The sequence below is a fragment of the Pseudomonas sp. R3-57 genome, from assembly GCF_051132065.1.
GTDB lineage: Bacteria > Pseudomonadota > Gammaproteobacteria > Pseudomonadales > Pseudomonadaceae > Aquipseudomonas.
In genome coordinates this window covers 2,989,574-3,008,000 of record NZ_CP071655.1, presented here as the reverse complement: position 1 = coordinate 3,008,000, position 18,427 = coordinate 2,989,574, and the positions used below count along the sequence as shown (strand labels likewise).

Sequence of the window (18,427 nt, the reverse complement as noted above, 5' to 3'; positions counted from 1 at the left end):
CCCTTGAGCACTGCCGGTACCCTCAGAAACTGCCGTTTAGAACTGCCAGTCCAGCGTCAGCCCCACGCCGTGGTCTTTTTCGTTCGATCCGACCAGACCGTTGTAATCCAGATTGACCCGCACGTCACGGTTGAGCGCCAGACCGGCGCGCACGCCGACCACCGCTGCGTCGCGATCCATCGACATGCTCTGCACGGTGAAGTCGCTGTTGCCGTTGGCGAACGCCAGGTGGCTGTCGGCGTCGATACTGCTCAGGTTGTGCTGCCAGCCGAGGCTCGCGCCCAGTTCCAGCTGATGCTGATCGGACAAGGCGAAGCTGCGCTTGGCGCGCACGCCGAGGGTCGACAGCACCACGTCGCGGTTGTCCTCACCGCCCTTGAGCGCCGCTGCGTCACCCTTTTCGGTGAAGCTGTCGGTGTTGAGGTGGACGTAGGACAGATTGGCGAACGGCTGCAGATTCATTGGTTGCAGGCCCAGATCGTACGCGGCTTCGGTGAACAACTGCGCGGTGGTCGCATCGCGCTTGGTTTTCTGCTGGCCGCTGACACCGGCAAACTGCAGATCACGTTTGGCGTCGATGCGGTGCCAGCTGTAGGCGCCGCCGACGGTCAGGCGCAGCGCATCGATTTCATGCCCCAGATACGCACCCAGGTGGTAGCTGTCGACCGACGCCGACGAGTGCGTGCCGCTGCCCATGCTCAACGAGCTGTCGCTATAACCGGTGACGAAACCCAGGCGCGTATCTTCAGCGATCAAGCCGTCGACACCGGCCAGCAAGCCACCGATGGAGCTGGTGGAATCGGCATTCTGGTGGCCGCCATCGCTCTTGCCCCACGACCCCAGCACCTTGACCCAGGCATTGCTGTGATCGTCAGTCGGCGCGTCAGCGTTGAACAGATCGCGCTCACGCAGACGCTCGCCCACGGCTTCACGCAGGTAACGGCTGTCGTTGATCAGCAAGGTGCCGATGGCCGGATGAATCTCGCCGGAGAGTTGCTGGAATGCTTGTTGCGCTGAGGCCGCGTTTGGCGACAGCAGCAGGGTTTCGAACAAGACATTGCCGGCGCCCAGACGCTCAGCCGCCGCACCGACCGCGCGCTGATTCGGCGTCAGGCCGACGCTGGAGAACGAGGCGTCATTACGCCCCACCGCCAGTTGAATGCCGTCTGCCGAATACGCCAATGTGCCGCCGAGGAAGGCGTAGTCCGGCAACACCTGGCCGAAGCGTCCTTCAATGCCACCGGCCGCTTGCAGGATGTTGTAGCGCGTACCAAGCAGGCTTTGCACTTCGCTGGTGGACAGCAAGGTCGGGCTGTTTTCCAGCGACATGCTTACGGTGGCGCCTTCGATGACGGCTTTGCCGCCGGCAACGATCTGGTCGCTGCTGGTCGGCGACAGCTCGACGGCGTAGGTCGAACCCGGCGCAAAGATCACGTCGCCGGCAACGTTCAGCGTGCCGATCGAGTTACCCGGCGCCACCGTACCGCCGCTGTTGACCGCCAGCGCGCCGATGCGGCCATTGCCGCCGAGGATGCCGCCGTCATTCACGGTGACGGCCGATTGCAGCGAACCGTTGATGGCCAGACGGCCCTGATTGACCAATGTCGGGCCGCTGTAGGTGTTGTTGCCGGCCAGCACCAAAGTGCCGATGCCCTGTTTGGTCAGGCCACCGTGGCCGGAAATGTCGTTGCGCCAGGTATCGAGGCCGCAGGTAATGTCGGTGCATACGCGCTCGGTCGGCTTGCCCTTATCGATGATCGCGCCGATGCCCGGCAGATCGGCGACGAACTGGCCGGAACCGTAGGCGCCGTCGATGCGGAATTCGGCCGGGATGTCCTGCTCGGTAACGAACATCGACGGGCCGTCGATGCCCTTGCGCAGGTTGATCATGCCCCAGCCGTACAAGGCATCAATGCCCGGTGCGCCGAGATCGGTCGCGGTGGTGCGCAGGACCGTGGCGACCTGATCGCCGGTCATGTACGGAAAGCGCTCCATCAGCACCGCCACCGAACCGGCCACATGCGGCGCGGCCATCGAGGTGCCGTTGTAGTTGGCATAACTGGTGGTCAAGTTGTCGAGGCTGGTGCCTTCGATGATCGAGCTGTAGATTTTCGTGCCCGGTGCGGCCACGCAGAAGCTCGCGGTGTAGCCGCAGCGCGAGGAAAACGTACTCATGATGTACGGGTTGCTGCTGGCCAGATCCGGGTTCTTTTGCAAGGCGGCGACGGTGATCCAGTTCGGCGCGATGTCCGGGACGAAATAGCCGAGGCCGGCGATCGCATCGGGGTTGTTGAGGTTGTAGTCGTTGCCTGCGGCAAAAATGGTGACGATGCCGCTGCGCGCCGCGGCGATGGCGCCGTCATAGGCGCCGCCGGGTTTGGTCCCGAGCAGCGTGCGGATCTCGTTGAACTGCAACTGCGCGTCATTGACGGTGAAGTGCGGATAGGCCGGATTGCGACCACCCAGATCGAAGCGGTCGGTGATGCCGATGCCCCAGCTGTTGTTGATGATTCGCGCGCCGCTGGCGATCAGCGCATCCCAACCGGCCTTGTACACCGCGCCGTCGTTGCCGCGCACGATGCCGTCTTCCGGTCCCGGGTCGCCGTTGTCGGCGCTGATGATCTGCGCGCCGAACGCCACGCCGTGCATCACGCCACCGTCACGGCTGCCGGCGGCGATACCGCCGACATGGGTGCCGTGAGCGCCGAGTTTGCCGTTGGAACCGACCGTCGGCGCGCCGTCATAAAGGAACGCGTCGCCGGCTTTGACCGGGATGTACGGGTCGGTGTATTCGCGGATCCCGCGGGTGACCAGGGTGACGACTTTGTTGCTGCCGGAGAACTCCGGGTGCGCGGCGTACACCGGCTGGTCGAAGATCCCCAGTTTCACGCCTTTACCGGTGTAACCGGCGGCGTAAGCGTAATCGGCACCGATCGCGCCCAGGCCCCAGTCGGCCTGGAATTCGCTACTGCGCCAGCTCGACGGATCGCCCGTGCGGCCGTTCTCCACGTAAGGCGCAGCGTGGGCGGTGCCGAGGGCGCAGAGCACGGCGAGCGTCAGGGTTTTCAGGGCAAAACGGCCACCCGTTTGCGCGGGGGTATTGTTGTTGTTCATCCAGCGACCTTCCTTAGTGTTGTTGCGAAAAATCCGTCTCAATCCGCACGTGATTGTTCCCACGCTCCGCGTGGGAATGCCTCAAGGGACGCTCCGCGTCCAGTGACGCGGAGCGTCACGGGCTGCATTCCCACGCAGGAGCGCGGGAACGATCAACGCCTGTGGCGAGGCGTAGCGATTAAAACTGCCAGTTCAGGCTCAGGCCAACGCCGTGCAGTTTTTCGCGACTGGCCAGTTGTCCGTGGTAATCGAGGTTGACCCGTACGTCCTTGCGCAACGCCAGGCTGGCCTGCACGCCGACCAGCGCGGCGTCGCGTGCCAGCGCTGAACTTTCCACCGCGTACGGCGTGCCGCCGCTGGCAAAGCGCAGGTGTTGCTCGGAATCGATGTCGCTGAGGCTGTGCTGCCAACCGAGGCTGCCGCTGACGTCCAGCGCTTGCCTGCTCGAAATATTGAAAGTCTTGCGCGCCCGCACACCGAGGGTGCTGAGCACTGCATCGCGCTGATCGCCGGAGCTTTTCAGGGCAGCCGCATCGCCCTTCTCAGTGAAACCCTCAGTGTCCAGATGCACGTAGGCCAGGTTGGCGAACGGCTCCAGCGCCAGTGCTTGCAATTCGACTCGATAGGCCGCTTCGCCGAACACTTGAGTCGTCGCTGCGTCGACCTTGGTTTTCTGTTTAGCGCTAACCTCGCCGTATTGCAGGTCGCGCTTCACATCGGCGCGATGCCAGCTGTAAGCCGCGCCAGTGCTCAAGCGCCAGGCGCCGATTTCACGACCGGCGTAGGCGCCGAGGTGATAGCTGTCGACCTTGGCTGAAGAGTGCGTGCCCGACCCCATGCTCAGCGAGCTGTCGCTGTAACCGGTGACCAGACCGATACGGGTTTGCTCGTCCAGCGCGCCGTCGACACCGGCCAGCAGGCCACCGATCGAGGTGTTGTAGCCGGCCGTGTCGTGGCTGGAATCGGTTGAGCCCCAGGCGCCCAGGGCTTTGATCCAGCCGTTGGCTTGCGCCGCAGAAACATCGTGCAGACGCTCGCCAACGGCGTCGCGCAGCTGACGGCTGTCGTTGATCAGCATCGTGCCCAGCGCTGGATAGATTTCGCCGCTCAGTTGTTGAAACGCCTGTTGCGCAGACGCGGCGTCTTCCGAGCGGAGCAGGCTTTCATACACCGAGTTGCCTGCGCCAAGACTCTCCGCAGCCGTCGCCACGGCGCGCTGATTCGGGGTTTGGCCAACACTGGCAAAAGAGGTCGCGTTGCGTTCGATAGCCAGTTCAATGGTGGTGGCGCTGTAATCGAGGACGCCACCGATAAACAGGTAGTTCGGCTGCACACGGCCAAACCGGCCCCATATACCGCTGTTCGCCTGCAGGATGACGTAACGCTGACCGAGCAGGCTTCTCGCCTCCACGGCACTGAGTAGAGTCGGACTGTTTTCCAGCGACACACTGACCGTAGCCAGACCGGGGGCTGCCAGGCCGCCGGCAACGACTCGGTCGCTGCGGGTGGGCGACAGCTCAACCTCGTAGGTCGAATCCGGGCCGAAAATGACATCACGCTCTACGTTTAGCGTGCCGATGGAGTGGCCGGGGGCAAGGTGGCCGGTGCGGTTGACAATCAATCCGCCGACCTGACCGGTGCCACCCAGGGTACCGCCGTCATTGACGGTCACCGTCGAAGCCAGCGAACCGTCGACGCTCAGCAGACCACCGTCGACCATGGTCTCGCCAGTGAACGTATTGTTCCCGGTGAGAAACAGGCTCCCTGGCCCGGACTTGGTCAGGCGGCCCTGATGGCTCCGGTTTTCCATTGCAGCGTCACGGGCCATGCCCACCGCGTAGTCGGTTTTATCCTGCTGACTGGCATTCTCCGCAAGCCCCATGTACCAGCCCTTGCCGTAGACTGTTCGCTGCCAGGCATAGTGCTCGGCAAGCTCTTCATCGTCGCGGGCGTCCGCTGCCTTGCCGGAAATGTCATTGCTCCAGACGTCGCTCTGGCCTGCCGCCAGATTGGCGTTGAACACGCCCATCAACTGCCCCGGCCCGCGCATCGCCCGGTCCAGGTTGATGACGCCCCAGCCAACCCGTTCGTTCGGCACTTCGGTCACTGAACCATCCAGTTGCGTGGCCGTAGTCAGCAGCACTTGCAAGGCTTGCTGATTGTTCATGTACGGGAAGCGTTCCATGACCAGCGCCAGTGCCCCGGTCGCATGGGGGGCCGCCATCGAGGTGCCGGACTTGATCCCGTAGCCGCCGCCGGGAACGGTGCTGTCGATCTTCGCGCCGGGAGTGGTGATGCACCAGTATTTGGCGATGCCGCACTGGTTGTACTTTTGCTGATTGCCCTGATCGAGCCCGGACACCGCCAGCCAGTGGCCTTCGAGATCCGGCTGGAAATACGGGAGTGCTGCGCGCACGCTGGCATTCGGGTAGCCGCTGTTGCCGGCGCTGAACACGTTGATCACTCCGCGCCGCGAAACATCTGCCGCCGCATCCAGCCAGGTGCCCTGATTGAAGTGCTGGGCGTAGGCCTTGTGCAAATCCGCGAGGGTGCGGTAGCTGACATCCGGCGGCTGACTGCCCCAACTGTTGTTGATCGCACGCACACCGGCATCGGCCAACGCGTCATACACCGCTTTGAAATAGCGCGGGTCGGGGTTCGGGCCGAACAGGAAACTGTCGTTCTTGTTGGTGTTACCGACGTAGATCTGCGCGTTGTACGCCACACCGTGCATGCCGTTGCCATCACGCGCGGCGCCCATGGTGCCGACCACGTGAGTGCCGTGGGAATCGTTGTTGGGGTTGAGCGTGCCGTCGACGTTGAACGCTGAGCCGTCGAGGTAAGTACCGCTGGCCAGCACCGGGTGGTAGCGGTCGCGGCTGAACTCGGGGTGGGCGGCATCGAAACCGGAATCGAGGGCGCCGATTTTCACGCCTTGACCGGTGATGCCCGCTGCGTAAGCGTATTCAGCCTGCATGCGACTCAGGCCCCAATCGCGGACGAATTCGGCGCTGCGCCAACTGGCTGGATCGCCGGGTTTGCCGGCTTCGAGATAGGCGGCGTGGGCCGCTGTTGTCGAGATTGCCAACAGCAGGGTGCCGACCGGAATCGGCTTGATGCGTACGTCCATGTTCTGTTCTCGCTTTTATTGTTTTTTGTGCAGGCTTTACTACGGTGTCGCCTGCTTCCCCTCACCCCAGCCCTCTCCCCCAGGAGAGGGAGCCGATTTATGTTGATTCAAGTATCGCGTCCGACGCGGTCGTTCAGGTCGATGCAGACATCGCCAACGCCTCGGTCAGTCCCCTCTCCCTCTGGGCGGTCCGACGTTTCGGGAGGGTTAGGGTGAGGGCTGCCCAGCGACCACAAATGCCTCGTCCACCCGCGCCAGATCCTGCTCGTTCAAGGTCCCGGCGTAAAAATGCAACTTGGTCCAGGCCATCAAGTAGTCATAGCGCGCCTGCGCCAGATCGCGGCGGGTGGTGAACAGTTGTTGCTCGGCGTTCAACGCGTCGAGGTTGGTCCGTTCGCCGCCGAGGATGCTTTGCTTGGTCGACACCACCAGCGCTTCGGCCGAACTCAGGGCTTTCTGATAGGCGCGCAATTTGCTCACGCCGGACAGGCAAGCGCTGAACTGGCGGCGCAGTTCGATCAGCGTCTCGCGGGTCTTGCCGTCGAGTTCGTATTCGGCCTGCTCCATCGTGCGGCTGGCCTGGCGGGTCGAGGCGGAGACGCCGCCGCCGGCATACAGCGGCACGCTGACTTCAAAGCCTATGGTGTTGGTTTCGTAACGCTGGTTATAGGTGTTGCCGCTTTCCGATTCGTTCTGCCGCATCGAGGCGTAGGCGCTGACTTTCGGCAAGTGCCCGGCGCGGTTGCGCTCCACTTCGTAACGCGCGACTTCCACGGCCTGGCGTTGCGACGCGAGGTTGGGGTTATTGCTCACCGCCAGTTCGTGCCAAGTGTCGTAGTTGGCCGGTTGCAAAGCGAAGGTCTGGAAGTTCTGGTTGAGCGGCGCCAGATCACCGATGTCCACCGCTGGTGTGCCGACCAATGCGCCCAGCTCACGCAGCGCGGCGTCCTGCTCGTTGCGCGCCTCGATTTCCTCGGCGGTCGCCAGTTCATAGCGCGACTCGGCTTCGAGGATGTCGGTGCGAGTGCCCTCGCCCTGCTTGAACATGTGTTCGTTCTGCTGGAACTGCTGCTCGTAGGCCTTCTTCTTCGCCAGCGCGATGTCGATCTGGTCCTGGGCAAACAGCGCCTTTGTGTAATTGTCGAGCACACGCACCAGCAATTCCTGGCTCTTGCCACGGAAGGCTTCATCGGCAAACAACGACTGCGCCACGCCTTTGCGATAGGCCGCGTACGCCTCGTAATCGAGCAGCGGTTGTTGCAGGGTCAGGGCCGAGCCGTAACTGCTGTAGTTGCGATCGTCGGTGCGATTGCGGGCGCGCTCGTCCAGAGACGTGGCTTTCGACGAGTTGCGGCCCTTGTTGTAGGTGTAACCGATGCGCGGCAACAGCCCGGCGCGGCCGATGGCGCGGTTTTCCAGGCCCGCATCGCGCTCCTTGATCGCGCCGAGGAACACCGGGTCATTGCGCAACGCCTGTTCGTAGATCTCGAACGGCCCCATGGCCGCTACTGCCGATTGGCTCGCGAGCAATGTCAGCGCCGCCAGCATGGAAAACTTGGTCATACAGCCGAACATCCTTATTCCTCGGTCAACGCGGAACCGGCCCGATCGAGCAGCGGTTTGAACAGGTAATTGAGGAGTGAACGTTCACCGGTGCGCACGAACATTTCTGCCGGCATGCCGGGTTTGATCACCAGACCGTTGAGCTTTTCCATGGCCTGATCGCTGACGCTGCTGCGCAGCACGTAGTACGGCACGCCGGTTTTTTCGTCGACCATCTGGTCGGCGGAAATCAGGCTGACTTCGCCCGGTACGCGCGGGGTTTTGCTCTGGTTGAATGCGGTAAACAGAATGTCCACCGGCAAATGCGTACCGACCTTGTCGATCAGGCTGATCGGCAAGTGGCCTTCGACTTCCAGCGAGGTGCCCTGCGGCACGATCTCCAGCAAGGTTTCGCCCTGGCGCACCACGGCGCCTTCGGTGTGCACGCCAAGGTTGACCGCGACACCATCGGCAGTGGCGACAATCTCGCTGTGTTGCAGGTCGAAACCGGCCGAGGTCAGTTGCTCCGACAGGGTCACGCTTTTCAGTTGCGCGTCGGCCAGTTGCGTGCGCACTTCCTTCTGGTATTCCTCGCTGTGCTGTTGCAGTTTCAGGCGCGTTTCGAGGATACCCTGCTCGACCCGGCCGCTCTCGCCGGTGTTCTCGGCCAGTTGCTGCTGCACTTGCGACAGTTGCCGCTGATATTCCATCAAGCGGTTGCGCGGGATGTAACCATTGTCAGCCAGTGGCTGCAGGTTGCTCAATTGCTGTTGCAGCGAATCGGCCTGCGCGTTCAGGTCGGTGCGGGCGCGACGCATGCCAGCCAGTTGCGCGGTGGCGCCTTCGATGCTTGCACGCAGCCCGGCCTGCTCGCGGTAGAACGCCTCGCGGCGGCTGCTGAACAGTTGCCGCTGGCCTTCGAGCACCAGCGCCAGGCGCGGGTCCGGGTCGCTGCTCAGTTCTGCCGGAAAAGTCACTTGCTTGAGGTTGTCACGCTCGGCTTGCCAGCGTGCGAGGCTGGCCCAGGCCATGCGGTATTGCGCTTGCAGCGACTGCACGTCGGCGGCGACCTGGGTCTGGTCGAGGCGGAACAGCGGCTGGCCTAGCTTCACGATTTCGCCTTCGCGCACCAGAATCCGGCTGACCACGCCGCTGCTCATCGACTGCACGGCTTTGCGCTTGCCCGAGACCACAACGGTGCCCTGCACCGGAATGCCTTGATCGAGCGGCGCCAGTGCCGCCCAGGTGAAGAAGCTGCCAGCGCCGACAATCGCCAGAATCCAGCCCATGCGCGCGAAGAATTTCGCATCGCGCTCCGGGCGTTCGCTGAGGTAGGCATGTTCCATGTTCGCTTCGTTTTCAGTGTTCATGCTTGCGCTGCTCATACACCCGAATTCCTCGTCGAGGGCTGATACTGTCGGCTCATGCTGAGCCCGCCCGGTGCCTGCGCGGCTTTTTCACGTTGTTGTTCAGGGTTGCCGGAGAGTGCCTTGAGCACGTCCTGGCTCGGGCCGAAGGCTTGCAGGCGACCTTCGTTGAGCACCAGTAACTTGTCAGCCTGGGCCAACACCGAAGAGCGGTGCGTCACCAGCACCACCGTGGTGCCTTGCGCCTTGAGCGCGGCAATCGCGCTGGCGAGCGCCGCTTCGCCGACAGTGTCGAGGTTGGAGTTCGGTTCATCGAGCACCACCAGCGTCGGCGTACCGTACATTGCGCGGGCCAAGGCGACGCGCTGCTTCTGGCCGCCGGACAAGCCACTGCCGTCCTCGCCCAGTTGCGTGTCGTAGCCTTGCGGCAAGCGCAGGATCATCTCGTGCACGCCAGCCTGCTGTGCAGCCGCCACTACTTGCTGCGGATCGGCCGTGCTGAAACGCGCGATGTTTTCGGCGATGCTGCCGCTGAACAGCTCGATGTCCTGCGGCAGATAACCGATGTACGGACCGAGCTGATCACGATTCCAGCGATGAATATCCGCGCCATCCAGACGCACGGTGCCACCCAGCGTCGGCCATACGCCGACCAGTACCCGCGCCAGCGTCGATTTACCGGAGCCGGAAGCCCCGAGCACGCCGAGCACTTCGCCCGCGGCGAGATTGAAATTGACCATGTGCAAGGTCGCGGTTCGCTGGCCCGGCGGGCCGGCGCTGACCTGTTCGAAGGTGATCTGGCCTTTTGGCGCTGGCAGCGCCATGGCGTCGTCACTTGGCGGGAACGCTTGCAGCAGCGCGTCGAGACGGCGGTAAGCCAGCTTCGCCCCGCTCCACTGTTTCCACACGGCGATCAACTGGTCGATCGGGCTGAGCACGCGGCCCATCAGAATGGAACCGGCGATCATCATGCCGGCGGTCATGTCGCCCTTGATCACCAGCAAGGCGCCGAGGCCCAGCACCAGCGATTGCAGGCACAGGCGCAAGGTTTTGCTCAGCGAACTGATCACCGCACCGGTGTCACTGGCCTGATTCTGCAAACCGAGGAAGCGCGAGTGCACCTGGAACCAGCGCTTGCGCAGCGAACCGAGCATGCCCATCGCCTGAATGGTTTCGGCGTTATGCAAATGGCTGGTGGCCAACTGGCTGGACTTCTGCGAAAAACCGGCGGCTTCGCCCAGCGGCTTTTTGGTCATGTACTCGTTCAGGCACGCCAGCGCGATCAGCAACAGCGCGCCAGCCGTGGCGAGCACGCCAAGCCAGACGTTGAACAGGTAAATCACGAACAGATAGACCGGGAACCACGGCGCATCGAAAAACGCGAACAGCGCCGGGCCGGTGACGAATTGGCGAATATGGGTCAGGTCGCCCAGCGATTGCCCGGCATTGCCCTCGCCCTTGAACAGGTTGCGTTCGAACGCGGCTTGATACACCCGCAGGTTAAAACGGCGTTCCAACTGACTGCCGATACGGATGACGATGAAGCTGCGCACTACTTCCAGCAATCCGATAAAGGCGAAGAAACCGACCACCATCAGCGTCAGCATCGCCAGGGTCGTTTCGTTCTGCGACGACAGCACACGGTCATAGACCTGCAGCATGTAGATGGAGGGCACCAGCATCAGCACGTTAATCAGCGCCGTGAAGCAACCGACACTGATCAGAATGCTCTTATAGTCAGCCAAAGCCTTGAACAAGGGAGCGGTGGCTGGGGCCTTCGCCATCTTCATTGATTATTCCTGAAAACTATCTCTCGCCATTCATTGGCGAAATTCGAGTTGATAATCCGCACAGTGGCGGAACTTGCCTTTTTGCCTGGCGCTTACACTTTCATAACAACTAGCGCCTTGAACTACGGTGCAGTTGCCAGTTGCAGTGGGCTTATAACGCCGAGGCAGCGCTTTATATTCAAACTTCGCTTTTGGCTGGATCATTTCGCTCAGGGCGCTCTGCGCTCAAGGGTAATGATCAGGCCTGATTTCAAAGTACTCAGATAAAGCCCTTCACGTTGTCGGCTGAAGAACTGGATTCTTGAGCCTTCTTTGCCGGTGATCGACAGGCCGTCAGGGTCCGTAAACCAGCCGATGGGCGTTTGTTCCAGCCACGCGCCGAGACAGTCGGCGCCCTCACCCAAGGTCTGGTTCGCGCGCAACTCGACAGCGCAGGTGTTCGAAGGCTTGTCCTGTTGCTTTTGCGCCTGCCGATCATCGCCTGGCGCGGACAATGTCGCTTGCCACTGCCCGGCAAATACCGCCGGTTCTTCCAGTCTAAGGCTGCTTGCCATGCTCGTTTCTCCTGAAACCATGATGAACGCCGCCGTTAGCCACGCCCCTGCCTTGTAGGTAAAAGCTTTACCGATCATGGGAATAATCGCTCCGGCGTGTAGCCTTGCTTACAGTCCAGCTCGATGCAAGCGGAGAAAGCGGCGCATGACGCGCCGCTTTGCCCTTTTACATCACGCCACGATGTCGCTGGTCGCTGCCTGGCCAACAGTGCTGACGATAAAGTCAGCCACGCCGTGCCCGGAGAAGTCCACCGACAACAGGCTGTTGCCACCCGACGAGGTCAGCACCGCATCGCCGGCCGCACCGGTGAAGCTGTTGACGAAGTGCAGGCCTGCGCCGTTGGTGATGCCGGTCAGGTCGATTTTGTCCAGACCGCTGACGAAATCAAGGATCTGATCGATCGCCCCCGGCTTGGAATCGGAACTGGCCGCGAACACAAACGTGTCCGAACCGGAACCGCCCCACAGCTTGTCGGCACCGCCTGCGCCGAAGAGGATGTCGTTGCCGGCACCGCCCTTCAGTTCGTTGGCTACGCTGTTGCCGATCAGCAAATCACTGCCGGAACCGCCAATGGCGTTTTCGATGATCGCGCCTTTGGCAATCGACACGTTGCCGACCATGCCACCGACGTCGGAGAACGAGGCGTCATTGAGGTTGATTTTCTGGTTCTGAGTGAAGCCGGAGAAATCCAGGGTGTCCCTGCCGCCCGCGTCCCAGACCGAGAACACCACTTTGTCGCTGGACGACGAAGCACTGAGGAAATCGCGCCCGGTGTTGGAGTTGAACCCGTAAGTGCTGTCACCGGTACGGGTGTTCATGTTGGCGCCGTAGAGCTTCTGGATGGCAGCAATGTCGTCCATCAGCGGCCCGGAGGCATACGCTTCCACCCCGCCTTTACTGAAGTTCTGGTTGGTGTTGCTTTCACTCCAGTAGCTCATGATGCTGTAACCGCGGGTGTCTTGCCCGTAGGTCGCATCATTGTAGGTCGGGTTGCCATTGCCGGCGTTGTAGTCACCGGGGTGCGCAAGACCGAGGGTGTGACCGATCTCGTGGGTCAGGGTCTGACGGCCGTAGTTGTTCAGATCCGGGGTCTTGTTCTGCGTATAACCGCTGTTGATCAAGTACCACGAAGTACCGTCATAACCGGCACCGGTCCCCGGCAAATAGGCGAACGCCGCAGCGCCATCCTGACCACCGCTGTAATTGCCAAAGGTCATGTGCCCGTCCCCGCCCGAGGCTTTCTCGGTGAAGGTAACGTTGGCGACATCGGCCCAGGACTGCATGGCCAGCTTGGCTTGAGCCTGCTGCTGCGCACTGAACTGGCTGAACCCGCTGATCCCGTGCTTGTTCATCGTGCTGAACGACGCCGAGGTCAGGAACGTATAGGTCAGCTCGATCTTGCCGCTGCCGTCCTTGTCCTGATAAGCAGCACCGTCGCGCAGCAACTGCGTAGCGGCCTGGTCGACGGTGTACGAGGGTTTGCCATTAACCGTGAGATTGCCACCACGATCGTATTGATGGCTGAAGCTATTGATCTGGTTGTAGGCCGAACTGAAGGCAGCCAACTGAAAGGCTTGCTCAGCGGAATCAACAGCATTGGTTTTGACTTTCGACATAAACACACTTCCTTGTTAAGCAATGGAACAGTTTTTGTCCGATAGCGACGATCCCGGCGAGATCGTCCTATCACTCGCCCAATGAAGGCGTAAGAAACCTGACACAATTCGAAATGTTGCGTAAAGGATTTTTTTAGTTGCAAAGAGAGTGTTCCGGGTAAATGGCCGGAAACATGGCACGTGAAGGTTGAAGATTGTTTGAAGTTGCGCAGGGAGTGCGAAATTGTCTGACGATTTTCTATTTAAATATTAAATATTGGTAAGTTGGATTTTGTTAGGTGCGTCGCACTTTCTTAATGCGGCGACATTGATTTGATATCAAGGATATTGGCAGTGCGTGCCTTCACAGCGGCGCCAACTCAAAAGCCCCTCACCCTAGCCCTCTCCCGGAGGGAGAGGGAACCGATCATGGTGGATGCAGGAGTTACGCCGACATGAAACTCCGAGTCGAACACACATTTTGAACAGCCCACCAATCAGCCCCCTCTCCCTCGGGAGAGGGCTGGGCGGGCGGCGTTCCGATGAGGGGCAGCCACACCACAAATCCAAAGCCAACCACCCGCTTCTAGCCACTCATTACAATGAGCGCCAGCTCGAGTGCCCTTGATCTTGCCATGCCGGACCCATCGGCAGGCTGAGTGGAGGGACCGATCCGGGGGTGGGAGCGCAGCGACCGTCTGGCGCAGCCAGACACAGCGGAAGGAGGTGCAGCGAAGCAAACCGTAGCCGCTGCGCCCGGATCGGTCCCGGAGCGAAGGAACCCGAGCCTGCGAGGGCCGAACGCAGGGGCCCAGCGTTTTGGTTACTTTTGGGCGTCTGCAAAAGTGACCCGCTGTAAAAGCGGAACCGCCAGAAGCAACACCCGCAGAAACGGATATTCACCCAACTCCCACAGAACCTGGTCGGCCCAGAGGCCGCCAAGTCCAAAGCCCAAGCAAAAAAATCAGCTCCCGGTACGAATCTTGTTCCAAACGCGCGTCCGCACCCGGTCAATACTCAAAGGCATCGCCTCCAGCGCAAACAGCTTGCCCATCATCTCCGGACTCGGATAAACCTTGGTATCGTTGCGGATCGCCGGATCAATCAACCCATCCGACTGCGCATTGCCATTGGCGTAATGCACATGATTACTGATCCCCGCCATCACCTCAGGCCGCAACAGATAATTCATGAACGCATACCCGGCCTTCTCATCCGGCGCATCAGCCGGCATTGCCACCATGTCAAACCAGATCGCCGCGCCCTCCTTGGGAATCGCATAACCAATCTCGACGCCGTTCTTCGCCTCTTTCGCCCGGTTCTCCGCCTGCAAAATGTCCCCGGAAAACCCCACCGCCACGCAAATATCGCCATTGGCCAGATCACTGGTGTACTTCGACGAATGGAAATAGCTCACGTACGGCCGCACTTTCATCAGCAGCGCTTCGGCTTTTTTATAGTCCTCGGGATTCTTGCTGTGGTGCGGCAGGCCCAAATAATTGAGCGCCGCCGGCAGCAATTCCGGACCGTTGTCGAGAATCGCCACCCCACACTTCTGCAGTTTTTCCATGTTCTCCGGCTTGAAGATCAGGTCCCAGGAGTCCACCGGCGCGTTGTCGCCCAGCACCGCTTTGACCTTGGCGATGTTGTAACCAATGCCCGTGCTGCCCCACAGATACGGAAAACCGTGCTCGTTGTTCGGGTCATTGGTCTGCAGCGCCTTGAGCAGCACCGGGTTGAGGTTTTTCCAGTTCGGCAACTGGTTCTTGTCGAGTTTCTTCAGCGCCCCGCCCTGAATCTGCCGGGCCATGAAGTGATTGGACGGAAACACCACGTCGTAACCGGATTTACCGGTCATCAACTTGCCGTCGAGGGTCTCGTTGCTGTCGTAGACGTCGTATGTCACACCGATGCCCGTGGCTTTTTCGAAATTTTTGGTGGTGTCCGGCGCGATGTAGTCGGACCAGTTGTAAACCTTGACCGTTTCCGCGGCCTGAGCAAGGGAAACGGCGAGCATCAGCGGTGCCAGAGCGAGGGTCTTGCGGATCATGGATCGATTCCTGTGTGGGTTGTCTTTCTTGTTGGCAGGCAATCAAAGGATCAAATAATCAGAAAATCAGCACGTAGCTCTTGCGCACGGTTTCCTGGATATCCCAGATACCGAGCGTCTTGGCCGGCAACATCAGTGCGTCGCCACCTTGTATGTGCAGGGTTTCGCCACCGTCATCGGGGGTGAAGGTGCAGCGTCCGGAAATGAAATGGCAGAACTCCTGCGCGGTGATCTGCCGGCGCCAGCGCCCGGGCGTGCATTCCCAGACCCCGGTTTCGACGCCATCGTCGCGCTCGACGCTGGTGGTCGAGGCGATGGCGACCGGCTCGCCGAGGGGCACGGCCACCGGGCTGGATTCGTCGAGTTGCAACGTGGCGGTATTTTTGAACTGGGTGATGCTCATGGGCTTACCTGTTTTTGGAAATGAACGACGCTTAATGCATGAAGCCTTCCATGAAACCGGCGACCCGGCTGGCGAGTTTGCGCCGCCACGGCGCGGTCGCCGGATTCGCCAGGGTCTGGTCCTCGTGGACGAAGCTTTTGATGATCGCGTTGTAGCCGAGCCAGCGGCACGGCTCCGGCTCCCAGGCGCGCAAGGCGTGAATGCCGCCGTCCGCCAGCACCCAGGGCTGATGGACAACCTCGCTGTCGCGCTCAAGAATCAGATCGGCCAGGGTGCGACCGCCGAGATTGCTGGCGCCGACGCCCTCTCCGCCATAACCGCCGGACAGCGCAATACCGTTGGCACGGTCACACAGCATGTGCGGCTTGAAGTGCCGCGACATGCCGAGATTGCCGCCCCAGGCGTGGGTGATCAGCACTTTTTTCAGCTGCGGGAACAGTTCGCCGAACAGATAGCGCCGCAGTTCGACTTCATCACGGCTCAAATCAAAGTTGTGGCGCAGCTTGCCGGCGAACTGGTAGCCGCCGCGTGCGCCGAAGATCAAACGGTTGTCGGCGCTGCGCTGGCCGTAAGTGACCTGGCGGCTGAATTCACTGAAGGCCTGACCGCGATTGAGGCCGATTTCGTCCCAGGTCGCCTGCGACAGCGGCTCGGTGGCGACTATGAGGCTTTGCACCGGCAACTGATAACGGCCCAGCGGTGGCAATGTGACCGAATAGCCCTCGACGGCCGGCACGATCCAGCGGCTGCGCACACTGGCCTTGGCCGTGCGCAAACTGCCGGACTGCCATTGCGTGACCGGGCTGTTTTCGTAGATTTTCACGCCCATGTCTTGCACGGTACGCGCCAGACCACGCACCAGTTTCGCCGGGTGAATGGTTGCTACATGAGGTGCGTAAATAGCCCCGTAAGGTTTGGCGATGCGCAGCTGCTGCGCCAGTTGTTCCGGGCTGAGCCAGCGATAATCGTCGTCGGTCAGGCCTTGGGTGTGCAGTTTTGCCAGATAGTCGCGCAGGTTCGCTTCCTGCTCTGGATAACGCGCCGCGCAGTACAGCACCCCGCCCTTGCGATAATCACAGTCGATACCTTCCTGTTCGAGAACGACCTCCACCTCGTCGGGAATGCTGTGCAGCAGATCGAATGACGCCCAACGCTGCTGCGGCGACAATCCGGCGAGCAAGCGATCCTCGCCGAGCAAATTACCCATCAACCAGCCGCCATTGCGCCCGGACGCGCCGAAACCGGCGGTTTGCGCTTCGACAATCGCAATGTCGAGGCCCGGTGCGTGTTTTTTCAGGTAATACGCGGTCCACAGCCCGGTAAAGCCGGCGCCGATGATCGCCACATCGACATCCAGGTCCCGCTCAAGCTCGGGCCGAGCGGTCAGCGACTCGTCGAGCTGGTCCATCCACAAACTGATCGTGCGCCACGCCGGCATGCCAGACTCCACCACTGAAAACCTTCGATGACGTCGATCCTAGTGGCAGCGCTCAGTGGCTGTCTTGCGCGCGTGCCCGCAAAGAAATTTGTTTGACGTAGGCTTTGGGCGACTGGCCGGTGTGCTGGCGGAAACAACTGTAAAACGCTGATAACGAATTGAAGCCGGCGGCAAATGCCAGCTCATCGATGCGCAGCGGCGACACCGCGCTGTCGAGCGAACGCAGCAAATGCTGCAGGCGCGCCTGATTGACGTAGCGGTAGAAGCTTTGCCCGAGCACTTGATTCAGCAGGTAGGAAATCTGGTTGCGACTGTAGCCGCACTCCTTCGCCACCCGCTGCAAATCCAGTTCAGGGTCGAGGTACGGCTGCTGCTTTTCGAAGTACTGCTGCAGGTCTTCAGCCATAAAACTCAGCTGGCGCGGCGACAGTCCCAGGCGACTCTCTGCCGGGCGCTGACTTGACGAGGATGTGCCATCTGCCTGCGTACGCACCAGCGAGGCATATTCATTGACCCGCCAGATCAGCCCGTCCTTGACGGTGATCGCCTCGCTCGAGCGAAACGACACCAAACCGTCGCCGCCGCGCAACGTCACTTCGTATTGAATGAACGCGGTGTTGCCATCGACGCGAATGCGGTCGCAATGCTCGAGCAGTTCGTCGGATTCTCGCGGCATGCTGACGCGCACGTATTCGCGCAACTCATCGAGACCGAGCACACGATTCTGGAAGAAGTCGTTGTACTGGATGTCCGGGTGATACAGCGCCATGACGCTGTCCAGGTCGCGATGTTTCCAGCTCAAGTGATAGCGCATGACCGTGCCAGCCGTGGCCTGGGTCTGTTCGGGGCCGTCATCGTCGGCGTGCATAGAAGGCTCGAAAAAAAGAACCGAGCTTGCCCAACATTGGCATTGGCGGCAACGAAAAATCAGTGATGGCCATTTGGCGAGTTCACGCCTCGACGTGATCCACATCAAAAAAATCGCTGCAATCGCCAAATGGACTGAAAATTCTCACGAGAATTTCACAACTGGATGCTACTTTTAATAACTGTCACCGGTTGAGCCAATGAAGGCTCTTCCCACCTAACATGGGCAAACGGAAGCGCTCGATGAAGAAGGCGGGCAACACATGAATAAAGGGTTTAGCAAAGTCACGTTCCCCAATGCATGCCAGCTAATGCGCTGGCATTTTCATCCCATGGGTTTCGAAGCAACGATGGACGCGCCAGGCAGCATGGTCGCCCGTCTGTTCGATCGCGCCAGTGGGGAAACCATGATTGCCATCGCCGGTATTCCCTGCGCGACGGTCATGAATGCAGCAGATGTGGAACGAATCATCGAGGCTGTGGAGGATGAGCTGGAAGCTTTCATTCCTCCAGAGTCTCTCAGGAGTTACGCCTAGCCTGTTGATCCATAAAGAAAAAAGCCCGCAGTGTGCGGGC

At 60.8% G+C, this 18,427-nt stretch carries 12 protein-coding genes; 1 reads left to right on the top strand and 11 read right to left on the bottom strand.

Annotated elements, in window-relative coordinates; all coding sequences use genetic code 11:
* Positions 1-36: 36 nt before the first annotated feature.
* From J3P93_RS13585 to J3P93_RS13535, 11 genes are all read right to left on the bottom strand, one after another.
* Entirely contained in the window at positions 37-3,114 is a 3,078-nt protein-coding gene (locus J3P93_RS13585; RefSeq protein ID WP_434598185.1) for an autotransporter domain-containing protein, read from the bottom strand.
* A gap of 178 nt (positions 3,115-3,292) precedes the next feature.
* Positions 3,293-6,244, bottom strand: a complete 2,952-nt coding sequence (locus J3P93_RS13580) for an autotransporter domain-containing protein (protein ID WP_434598183.1) — start codon at positions 6,242-6,244, stop codon at positions 3,293-3,295.
* A 207-nt stretch (positions 6,245-6,451) separates the two neighbouring features.
* Positions 6,452-7,819 carry a TolC family outer membrane protein gene (locus J3P93_RS13575; RefSeq protein ID WP_434598181.1) on the bottom strand — a complete coding sequence of 456 codons (1,368 nt, stop codon included), beginning with the start codon at positions 7,817-7,819 and terminating at the stop codon, positions 6,452-6,454.
* A 2-nt stretch (positions 7,820-7,821) separates the two neighbouring features.
* On the bottom strand, positions 7,822-9,171 hold the full coding sequence (locus J3P93_RS13570) for an HlyD family type I secretion periplasmic adaptor subunit (RefSeq protein ID WP_434598179.1): 1,350 nt from the start codon (positions 9,169-9,171) through the stop codon (positions 7,822-7,824).
* Positions 9,168-10,943, bottom strand: a complete 1,776-nt coding sequence (locus J3P93_RS13565; protein ID WP_434598176.1) for a type I secretion system permease/ATPase — start codon at positions 10,941-10,943, stop codon at positions 9,168-9,170. The genes J3P93_RS13570 and J3P93_RS13565 overlap by 4 nt, the downstream gene beginning before the upstream one ends.
* A gap of 209 nt (positions 10,944-11,152) precedes the next feature.
* The gene (locus tag J3P93_RS13560) at positions 11,153-11,575 is read right to left on the bottom strand and encodes an AprI/Inh family metalloprotease inhibitor (RefSeq protein WP_434598174.1); all 423 of its coding nucleotides are present in this window, start codon (positions 11,573-11,575) and stop codon (positions 11,153-11,155) included.
* Between the two features lie 93 nt (positions 11,576-11,668).
* On the bottom strand, positions 11,669-13,114 hold the full coding sequence (locus J3P93_RS13555) for a serralysin family metalloprotease (protein WP_434598172.1): 1,446 nt from the start codon (positions 13,112-13,114) through the stop codon (positions 11,669-11,671).
* A gap of 943 nt (positions 13,115-14,057) precedes the next feature.
* Positions 14,058-15,143 (bottom strand): polyamine ABC transporter substrate-binding protein, encoded by a 1,086-nt coding sequence (locus tag J3P93_RS13550; RefSeq protein ID WP_434598170.1) that lies wholly within the window; start codon positions 15,141-15,143, stop codon positions 14,058-14,060.
* A 58-nt stretch (positions 15,144-15,201) separates the two neighbouring features.
* A complete protein-coding gene (locus tag J3P93_RS13545; RefSeq protein WP_434598167.1) occupies positions 15,202-15,546 on the bottom strand; it encodes a cupin domain-containing protein in 345 nt (114 codons plus the stop codon).
* 31 nt (positions 15,547-15,577) lie between these two features.
* Positions 15,578-16,984, bottom strand: coding sequence for an NAD(P)/FAD-dependent oxidoreductase (locus J3P93_RS13540; RefSeq protein WP_434598165.1), 1,407 nt, complete (start codon positions 16,982-16,984; stop codon positions 15,578-15,580).
* Positions 16,985-17,036: 52 nt separating this feature from the next.
* The gene (locus J3P93_RS13535; RefSeq protein WP_434598162.1) at positions 17,037-17,852 is read right to left on the bottom strand and encodes a helix-turn-helix domain-containing protein; all 816 of its coding nucleotides are present in this window, start codon (positions 17,850-17,852) and stop codon (positions 17,037-17,039) included.
* 262 nt (positions 17,853-18,114) lie between these two features.
* On the opposite strand from J3P93_RS13535, the gene J3P93_RS13530 reads away from it, so the two are divergent.
* Positions 18,115-18,387: a DUF1652 domain-containing protein gene (locus J3P93_RS13530; protein WP_203418104.1), complete on the top strand. Its 273-nt coding sequence runs from the start codon at positions 18,115-18,117 to the stop codon at positions 18,385-18,387.
* Positions 18,388-18,427: the final 40 nt, after the last annotated feature.

Coding starts and splice junctions, on each gene's coding strand:
- J3P93_RS13585 (WP_434598185.1), bottom strand. CDS start 3,114: ATGAACAACAACAATACCCCCGCGCAAACGGGTGGCCGTTTTGCCCTG.
- J3P93_RS13580 (WP_434598183.1), bottom strand. CDS start 6,244: ATGGACGTACGCATCAAGCCGATTCCGGTCGGCACCCTGCTGTTGGCA.
- J3P93_RS13575 (WP_434598181.1), bottom strand. CDS start 7,819: ATGTTCGGCTGTATGACCAAGTTTTCCATGCTGGCGGCGCTGACATTG.
- J3P93_RS13570 (WP_434598179.1), bottom strand. CDS start 9,171: ATGAGCAGCGCAAGCATGAACACTGAAAACGAAGCGAACATGGAACAT.
- J3P93_RS13565 (WP_434598176.1), bottom strand. CDS start 10,943: ATGAAGATGGCGAAGGCCCCAGCCACCGCTCCCTTGTTCAAGGCTTTG.
- J3P93_RS13560 (WP_434598174.1), bottom strand. CDS start 11,575: ATGATCGGTAAAGCTTTTACCTACAAGGCAGGGGCGTGGCTAACGGCG.
- J3P93_RS13555 (WP_434598172.1), bottom strand. CDS start 13,114: ATGTCGAAAGTCAAAACCAATGCTGTTGATTCCGCTGAGCAAGCCTTT.
- J3P93_RS13550 (WP_434598170.1), bottom strand. CDS start 15,143: ATGATCCGCAAGACCCTCGCTCTGGCACCGCTGATGCTCGCCGTTTCC.
- J3P93_RS13545 (WP_434598167.1), bottom strand. CDS start 15,546: ATGAGCATCACCCAGTTCAAAAATACCGCCACGTTGCAACTCGACGAA.
- J3P93_RS13540 (WP_434598165.1), bottom strand. CDS start 16,984: ATGCCGGCGTGGCGCACGATCAGTTTGTGGATGGACCAGCTCGACGAG.
- J3P93_RS13535 (WP_434598162.1), bottom strand. CDS start 17,852: ATGCACGCCGACGATGACGGCCCCGAACAGACCCAGGCCACGGCTGGC.
- J3P93_RS13530 (WP_203418104.1), top strand. CDS start 18,115: ATGAATAAAGGGTTTAGCAAAGTCACGTTCCCCAATGCATGCCAGCTA.